The sequence below is a fragment of the Nitrosomonas communis genome (genome assembly GCF_900114745.1).
Taxonomy (GTDB): domain Bacteria; phylum Pseudomonadota; class Gammaproteobacteria; order Burkholderiales; family Nitrosomonadaceae; genus Nitrosomonas; species Nitrosomonas communis_A.
In genome coordinates this window covers 1-7,285 of record NZ_FOUB01000106.1, presented here as the reverse complement: position 1 = coordinate 7,285, position 7,285 = coordinate 1, and the positions used below count along the sequence as shown (strand labels likewise).

Below are 7,285 nucleotides of genomic sequence, written 5' to 3'. Positions count from 1 at the left end.
CATCAGCCTCAAACTGCCGGGCAGATTCGTAAAGGACTGGTCAATATTTTAAGACATATCGCTATTCGGTCATGGTGGCATGCAAAATATAAAAAATTCATGCCACCAGATTGGAATAAAAATTGGAATTCAGGATAGGAATAACGCAACAACAGGTAATACGACAAAAAGATCAATTGCTTTACGTCATTTAAGTTGGAAAAAATCCCAGCTGTGGGAGATGGTTTACTCTAAACTCTAGTTTTTAGTGCAAATTGGAATAAGGCAGCTTCTCACACATGCACACTATGCATCTGCCATCGGTTGTAGCGCAATGATAGCCATGCCTATCAGTGCGATACAGGCTCCCGCTACGTCCCAGCGCGTCAGAGCCACCCCCTCCACAAAGTGAAGCCAAACTAAAGCAACGGCGATGTACATTCCACCATACGCGGCATAGGTGCGCCCTGCCGCAGTCGGATGCAGGGTCAGCAGCCACGCAAACAGCGCCAACGAAAGAGTAGCCGGAATCAGCAACCATGCCGACTTATTCTGCTTAAGAACTAGCCAGGGCAGATAACAGCCCAAGATCTCAGCCACGGCAGTGATGGCGAACAATAACGATATCCTCAAAAATTCCATAATGATGTTGGCTACATGACGGCGGCTAATACACATTGCTGCCAGAAAGTATAGCAAAACCAGGTAGAAATGATTCAAAGAGTATTCTCATTGTCTCATCTAGCACAAATAGGCATACGCCAAAGCACTGCATAAACAACACAACCAAACCATTGAGATGCTCTTCAAATTCTATATATTCTGAATCATTCTTAACTGGTTACGCTATATCTTGCTGATTATATAAAAGCAGTTTATTCTTTTTAGCTTTTTCATGGTAGCAAGAGGCAGGATGAGAGGAGAAATGAATCATAGCGCTGTTCCTGCGGCTCACCTTACCACACAAACAGACGCAGTACGCTATCGAACGCTAAGCCTTGTGTGGCTTGCTCTCATTTATTTGCACGTGGTGATTGCACTGGTCGGCTGGGCGCCTTCGTGGAGTTTAATATTCAGTATGGGAGCACTCGTGCCGCGCTGGATGCTTTCTATTCACGAGCTGTTTCATATTAGCAATGACCGTGAAGTTGATCCATTGACTCGTTTGCTGCCTCTACTTCTTACCCCATTTCAGCTAGGCTACCGAGAACACCGCAATATTCATTTTCGCCATCATCGATACATGGCAACGCCTCTGGATCCTGAGTATTTTCAATTGAGAGGTAGTAAATTGTGGGGATTTATCAATGCACTAACTGTACCGGAGCAAAGCTTTTTTCGTTGGATTATACAGCAAGGTATGGACGCCGAGCTAATACGAGGAATGCTGTTACGGTTGGCGGTATTCGTGTTGTTGGTTGTCGTAAGCGAGTCCATCTTCTTATGGTACTGGCTACCCATTCGCCTCGCCTACGGAATAAGTTCTTTTTCCTTCTTCTACTGCTTGCACCGTAGAGGAAAATCATACGGCGTCTATCCACAGAAATTTTCTCGAAGAGCAGCATGGTTGTTTGCACTATTTTTCGGACATGACAGTCTTATGGCTACCTGTCATCATGACCTCCACCACGCCAATCCCGCTATTGCTGTGCGACATCTCGCAGCATCACGGTGAAACACGTTACTTCCTTAATAAAGAGACTCCTATAAAGCTGATAATTGATATCCATTTACCGATCAATCATGCAATATTCATTTAAGAATATCCGCAGCATTCTCATTTACACTTTTGTTATCTCGCTTATTTCTGCTGCGTATTATATTTATGCCTACTTGTTTCACTTTATACCTGAAGAGCGAGAAACATTCCTGACTGAAATCGGTGAAGGTTTTGGTAATGCTGGCTTGGCGCTATTGGCATTTATTTATTTTCGTACCTTTCTTAAACTGCTGTTGGGTCAAGGAAAATTGGCGCGACGTCTGCTTCCAAACTATACCTCCCCTATTGGCCCATCCTACCTAAACCGTTTGATGATATGGATGAACCGTACGCATGTTTATTTTGGTATCGCAGCTGTAGCCGTTATTCTGCTGCATATTCAATGATGGGATTTTCACGCTACAGCCACATCTTGTTCTTCCCTACCTTACTGGCTTTGGTTATTTGGCAAGGAATCTTTGGCCTATTTCTGACTTTGCATTACACACCAACTGAACTAAGGAAATTTTCTTATTTGGTGCACGCAAAGTTTATTACCGGCATTGCTATTGGTATTTTTGCTATTTTTGGGCATATATTGATTGATTAGCTATTCAATACTTATTTTTACTATCTGTTAAAATAAACCTATATTTTTCGCCATTACTCACTTCTACCTGATTGTCGAGTTAGACCCATACCTCTCTCTTTGCGCCATTATTCTCTCCACCCCTACCCGTCATGTAAGTGTGAAGTCCACAAGTTTTCATTTTTTTTATCATATAAATCAATGCATTACGCTCGGACTAATCAAGTGGTTTATTTTCAGCATTGGTAGGCGGAGGAAATTATTCTCTATTCGGAGAATGTATAATTGAACTTAGAAACTGTTTGGAAATTGTGAGTTCTGGATTAATGTAGCGTCTTTTTGCTATTAGCAGACAATATGATGAATCTACAAAAAAAATGGAAGAAACGTTATGCGAGCAACCTGAGTGATGGAGCGTGGCGTTATTTGAAACCCCATCTGCCAGTATCAGCCGTGGGGAGGCCACGAGAGTTGAGTATGCGTCAGGTGGTCAATGCAATTTTGTATGTTCTAAAAACAGGTTGTCAATGGCGACAATTGCCTCGTGAATTCCCGGTCTGGAGCTCAGTTTACTCCTATTTTTAGCGCTGGTCCTATAACGGGACATGGGAACGTCTTCATCATTGGTTGCGTTCTCGCTTGCGAGAAAAATGTGGCCGACACAAACCTCCAACGGAAGGTTGCCTGGACAGTCAAAGCGTCAAATGTTCCGCAATTCCTGGTCAGCGTGGTTTCGATGCAGGCAAGAAGATCAATGGTCGTAAACGCCATATTCTGGTAGACACACTGGGATGACGGTTAGCGGTGGTAGCCACTAGCGCCAGTGTGCAGGACCGTGACGGTGCCCGCCTGCTGTTGCGTCACTTGCCGGGAGGGTGCAAAAAATTGAGGAGGATTTAGGTAGATAGTGGCTATGATGGCGGTCGTTTAATAGACTGCGTCACACAACGGTTTAAATTCTGTCTGGAGGAGGGGGTGTTGCGCCCCAGGGAAACCAGGAAATTTGTACTATTGCCTTGTCGCGGGGTAGTCGAGCGTACTTTTGGCTGGCTGAACCATTTACGCAGACTGAGTAAAAGCTATGAGCGCCTCTCCCGGACGGATGAAACCTGGGTTTATATCGCCATGACCCGCATTATGTTGAGGCGCTTGACATAAAATAGGACTTTCCAAACAGTTTCTTAGTCGAGTCACCAAAGACAACATTTCACGCATACACGCTGTGCGTCTGTTATAGGGTGTAACAGAGTGGTGGGTGGCTATAACTGTCAGCGCGACACGAACTCCTGCTGCGCCCCAACGCATCAACGCTACTCCATCTACGAAGTTAAGCTACACCAAAGCCTTGGTGGATTACTTTTCGGAACACACTTATAACTTAAGAACCTAGATCAAATTGATAAATAAGGGAATAAGTTTCAATATAAGCTCAGGAATTACCAACCTTAGACGCGAGATTATCAGCCAGTCTTATAAGATCAGCATAGCCCTCAAGTCCTTCAAGAAACCGCTGTGGAATTCCAGATAGGCCAGTTTGGGCACCCGTGAGTGCCCCCGTGAGAATCGCCCGCGCCTGATTCTGTCCGCCACCATTGATGGCATGAAGAATAGCTGATTCAAAATCATTGTGAAACCGTGCCGACAAATAATAAGCTGCCGGTATCTGATGATAAATTGCACAAGGCATCCCATACACAATGGATACTTTCCACGCAGGCTCTGGCCGAATAGACGGATCTGCTGCAGCTGCTGCCATATAAGAAGGAGTAAGCAGGGCATTAGGAGAAGCAAAACGACCAGCACGGGGTGTATCCGGGTCGCCGAGTCTTGGTGGCTTTAAATCATCATGAGTTACCGCATGAAAAGGGAGCTTGCCATTTTTAACTAATTCCATGAGTTTTTTTGACAGTTCGGTATCGAGAATATGGCCTTGTACTAAATGTCCAAGGACAGCTCCAAAAGCTACTGTCACCGAGACGACAATGTGATCAGTCTGGGTCAGCATCGTATTGTTGGTGATCGCTGCCGCCATATCATCAGGCTGGAATGCATAACGAACAGCAATCGCAAGCGTGCGTTCAATCGCCTCAGTCGTATCGGCATGCCCCCCCTGTTTGTCCCCAAGGCAATTTCTGTTCGATGCGCCGCCGCCATGCTTCACGGATTGATTGGCTTGTATAGTTGCCAGGTCCACTCACAGGAGTGCCATCGAGCAGTGGAAAAAGCTCTTCATCCATTCGCCGACAGAAGTCCTCTTCATTATAGCCACCACATTCGATAAGCGAACGAATAGTGAGTGCCAAGATAAAACCAGCCTGAGATAATTGGCCAGCTTTACAACCAACATGGTACCGATCAGGTTTAGGATCGATATAATCATCTATCCACTCCCCATAATCGCGGCGAAGCTCGGTAAGATCGTAGTACCAATAGGGACCCAAGCCTAGCGCATCTCCAATGAATGCACCCATGATAGCTCCCATAGCACGATCCTTAATTGTATTTGTCGTCATATCTTTTCCTTTTTCTGGACTTTATACTCTATTTAGGCAGTCTACAAAAATGTTACGAGCTAATGCCGTAACGTAAAACTCTTAAATCTGACCGGTAGAGAAAAATCAACCGCAAAATAAAGATAAATCAATAAATAGCTTAAGTGAAATACTTATATCGTAGCGTTTGAGAATACCCATCTTTAATGACATTTAATAATTTAGCCCTTTCATCAAGGGTTTCCCAAAAACTCTAGACGAGAGTTAAGTTAGTGTATGCAATCTTATGTTCAAAATATTTATTGCTATAAATTTAATTCAGGAGTAAAAATCGTAAAAGCCTTTTCAAGAATTAAGATCTATCAAAAGTAAAAATGGAGAATTGAACCCAGGCCACTAATTGAATCCCGAAATCAGGAGGTACAGTATGAAGAGAGTTCTCGTTCTTTACTACAGCATGTATGGTCATATCGAAAAAATGGCAAAAGCGGTAGCAGAAGGAGCTAACAATGTTGATGAGACAGAAGTTACTATCAAGCGTGTGCCTGAACTGATACCCGAAGAAGTGGCACGCAAGGCAGGCGTCAAGCTTGATCAGGAAGCGCCGATTGCGACAGTAGATGAATTACCGAACTTTGATGCCATTATCTTCGGTACACCAACCCGATTCGGCAATATGTGCGCCCAAATGCGCAACTTTCTTGACCAGACTGGCGGGTTATGGGTGAAAGGCAGCTTGATCGGTAAAGTCGCCAGCGTATTCACGTCCACAGCTACCCAGCACGGCGGCCAAGAAACGACCATTACCTCATTTCATACTACTTTATTACATCACGGCATGATCATTGTAGGCGTTCCCTATTCCTGCCAGGAAATCATGAATATGAGTGAAATTACCGGAGGCTCTCCCTATGGAGCGGGCACGCTTGCCGGAGGAGATGGCAGCCGCCAACCGTCAGAAAATGAACTAAAAATTGCTCGCTTTCAGGGAGCTCATGTGGCAAAAATAACCAGGAAACTAGCCCGACCAGTTGCTCAAGAGGGAATGTAACAAGAAATTCCTCTCATGATTGGAATATATTCATCTTTCTTGCTATAGGGAATAAGTATATCGACAATCAACCATCAGAAATGCTATCACCAGTTTTATATATACCGCATGGTGGGGGGCCATTACCCATTCTGGGCGATAAAGGGCATGAGAAAATGGCTTCTTTTCTAAGAGAGATTGTAAAAAATTTAAGTCAACCTTCAGCAATATTAGTCATCAGTGCACATTGGGAAGAGGATCAAGCAACCATCACGAGCAGCAGCCATCCTAAATTGATCTATGATTATTACGGATTCCCTGAGGAAGCATACCAAATTCAATACCCTGCCCCAGGTCATCCGCAGTTAGCGCAAGAACTCCTTGAATTGATAACAGCCCGTGGCATTCCAGTTAAATTGAACGAACAACGGGGCTTTGATCACGGCATGTTTATTCCGCTTATGCTGATGTATCCGCAGGCGAACATTCCCTGCATTCAGTTATCCCTACTCAAGAATTTAGACCCAGGACAGCACATCAATTTGGGAAAAGCCATCACCTCTTTAAGAAAGAAAAACGTTCTGATTGTTGGCTCAGGAATGTCCTTTCATAATTTGAAGCGGTTCTTTTCAAAAGGCAATGATGGCGACCAAGAAAACGATGAGTTTGACAGATGGCTGATAGAAACGTGTACCAGCAAAGCTCTTCTGCCAGAGGAGCGCGAGCAAAGATTGATTGAATGGCAGAAAACTCCCTCTGCTCGATATTGCCACCCTAGAGAAGACCATCTATTACCATTACATGTCTGTTACGGTATTGCCTGTACCGACACCCCGATCGCCAAAGTCGTGTTTAATCAGGAGATCATGGGTAAAAAGGTTACGAGCTTTCTGTGGCAGTAGCAGCTTTACTAGCTTTTCTGAATAAATACGTAGCGCCCCATCAACCATCTCACTGAAATTCTGCGGAGGATCAGTATGAAAGAAACAAGATTGGGAAGCGTAGTTAGAGTCTTCGGCTTTATGTTCGTAGTTATCTTCGCCGCGATAAGCAGTGCATGGTCAGCACAAGAAGAGAAACTCAGCACTGGCCTTGCGTGGAAGGATGGTGGAGAAATTTATACCAAAATTTGCGCTTATTGTCATGAAGCCGATGTCGGACCACCAATCCGCAATCGTGCACTTCCCACAGCTTATATCCGCACAATCGTTCGTAACGGAAACCGGGCCATGCCGGCCTTTCGTGCTTCCAAGATTGATGATGAATCACTGGCAAAACTGGCTGATTTCATTTCACAAAAAGAATCTCAGCATTAAGGAGGTCACATCCCATGGATGAAACTCGACGTAGCCTCATCAAGGGCATGCTCACCAGCGGAACCTTATTATTCCTCGGTATTCCGTAAGCCTCCAACCCTTCCACATTAACACCCAGATACATGATCGCTATCCTTGAACTTTTTACAAGGAAGAACGATGTCATCACCAGAATCACGA

General features: G+C 44.5%; 9 protein-coding genes and 2 pseudogenes. 8 read left to right on the top strand and 3 right to left on the bottom strand.

What is annotated here, in order from left to right:
* Nucleotides 1-285: 285 nt before the first annotated feature.
* A complete protein-coding gene (locus BM122_RS19625) occupies nucleotides 286-621 on the bottom strand; it encodes a YnfA family protein (RefSeq protein WP_074907186.1) in 336 nt (111 codons plus the stop codon).
* A 283-nt stretch (nucleotides 622-904) separates the two neighbouring features.
* Here BM122_RS19625 and BM122_RS19620 point away from each other — a divergent pair, with 283 nt between their 5' ends.
* The 5 genes and pseudogenes from BM122_RS19620 (at nucleotide 905) to BM122_RS26380 (ending at nucleotide 3,425) form a co-directional block, all read left to right on the top strand.
* Nucleotides 905-1,654 carry a hypothetical protein gene (locus tag BM122_RS19620; RefSeq protein ID WP_074907184.1) on the top strand — a complete coding sequence of 250 codons (750 nt, stop codon included), beginning with the start codon at nucleotides 905-907 and terminating at the stop codon, nucleotides 1,652-1,654.
* A gap of 68 nt (nucleotides 1,655-1,722) precedes the next feature.
* Nucleotides 1,723-2,085, top strand: a complete 363-nt coding sequence (locus BM122_RS25570) for a hypothetical protein (protein ID WP_256212237.1) — start codon at nucleotides 1,723-1,725, stop codon at nucleotides 2,083-2,085.
* Nucleotides 2,082-2,288 (top strand): hypothetical protein, encoded by a 207-nt coding sequence (locus tag BM122_RS25565; RefSeq protein WP_256212236.1) that lies wholly within the window; start codon nucleotides 2,082-2,084, stop codon nucleotides 2,286-2,288. Before BM122_RS25570 ends, BM122_RS25565 begins: the two co-directional genes overlap by 4 nt.
* A gap of 336 nt (nucleotides 2,289-2,624) precedes the next feature.
* A complete protein-coding gene (locus BM122_RS24535) occupies nucleotides 2,625-2,852 on the top strand; it encodes a transposase (protein WP_218152180.1) in 228 nt (75 codons plus the stop codon).
* Nucleotides 2,853-2,894: 42 nt separating this feature from the next.
* Nucleotides 2,895-3,425, top strand: a pseudogene (locus BM122_RS26380) (transposase).
* A 409-nt stretch (nucleotides 3,426-3,834) separates the two neighbouring features.
* On the opposite strand, the pseudogene BM122_RS19605 reads toward BM122_RS26380, so the two are convergent.
* Nucleotides 3,835-4,738, bottom strand: a pseudogene (locus tag BM122_RS19605) (ADP-ribosylglycohydrolase family protein); the annotation flags it as partial.
* 448 nt (nucleotides 4,739-5,186) lie between these two features.
* Here BM122_RS19605 and wrbA point away from each other — a divergent pair.
* From wrbA to BM122_RS19590, 3 genes are all read left to right on the top strand, one after another.
* Complete coding sequence (gene wrbA, locus BM122_RS19600; protein ID WP_074907182.1) at nucleotides 5,187-5,810, top strand: NAD(P)H:quinone oxidoreductase; 624 nt, start codon at nucleotides 5,187-5,189, stop codon at nucleotides 5,808-5,810.
* A 155-nt stretch (nucleotides 5,811-5,965) separates the two neighbouring features.
* Nucleotides 5,966-6,691 (top strand): DODA-type extradiol aromatic ring-opening family dioxygenase, encoded by a 726-nt coding sequence (locus BM122_RS19595; RefSeq protein WP_256212233.1) that lies wholly within the window; start codon nucleotides 5,966-5,968, stop codon nucleotides 6,689-6,691.
* A 75-nt stretch (nucleotides 6,692-6,766) separates the two neighbouring features.
* Nucleotides 6,767-7,105, top strand: a complete 339-nt coding sequence (locus tag BM122_RS19590) for a c-type cytochrome (protein WP_074907179.1) — start codon at nucleotides 6,767-6,769, stop codon at nucleotides 7,103-7,105.
* Here BM122_RS19590 and BM122_RS24520 read toward each other — a convergent pair.
* Nucleotides 7,077-7,285, bottom strand: a 209-nt coding sequence (locus tag BM122_RS24520) for a hypothetical protein (protein ID WP_218152177.1), incomplete at its 5' end; no start/stop codon positions are given. The genes BM122_RS19590 and BM122_RS24520 overlap by 29 nt on opposite strands.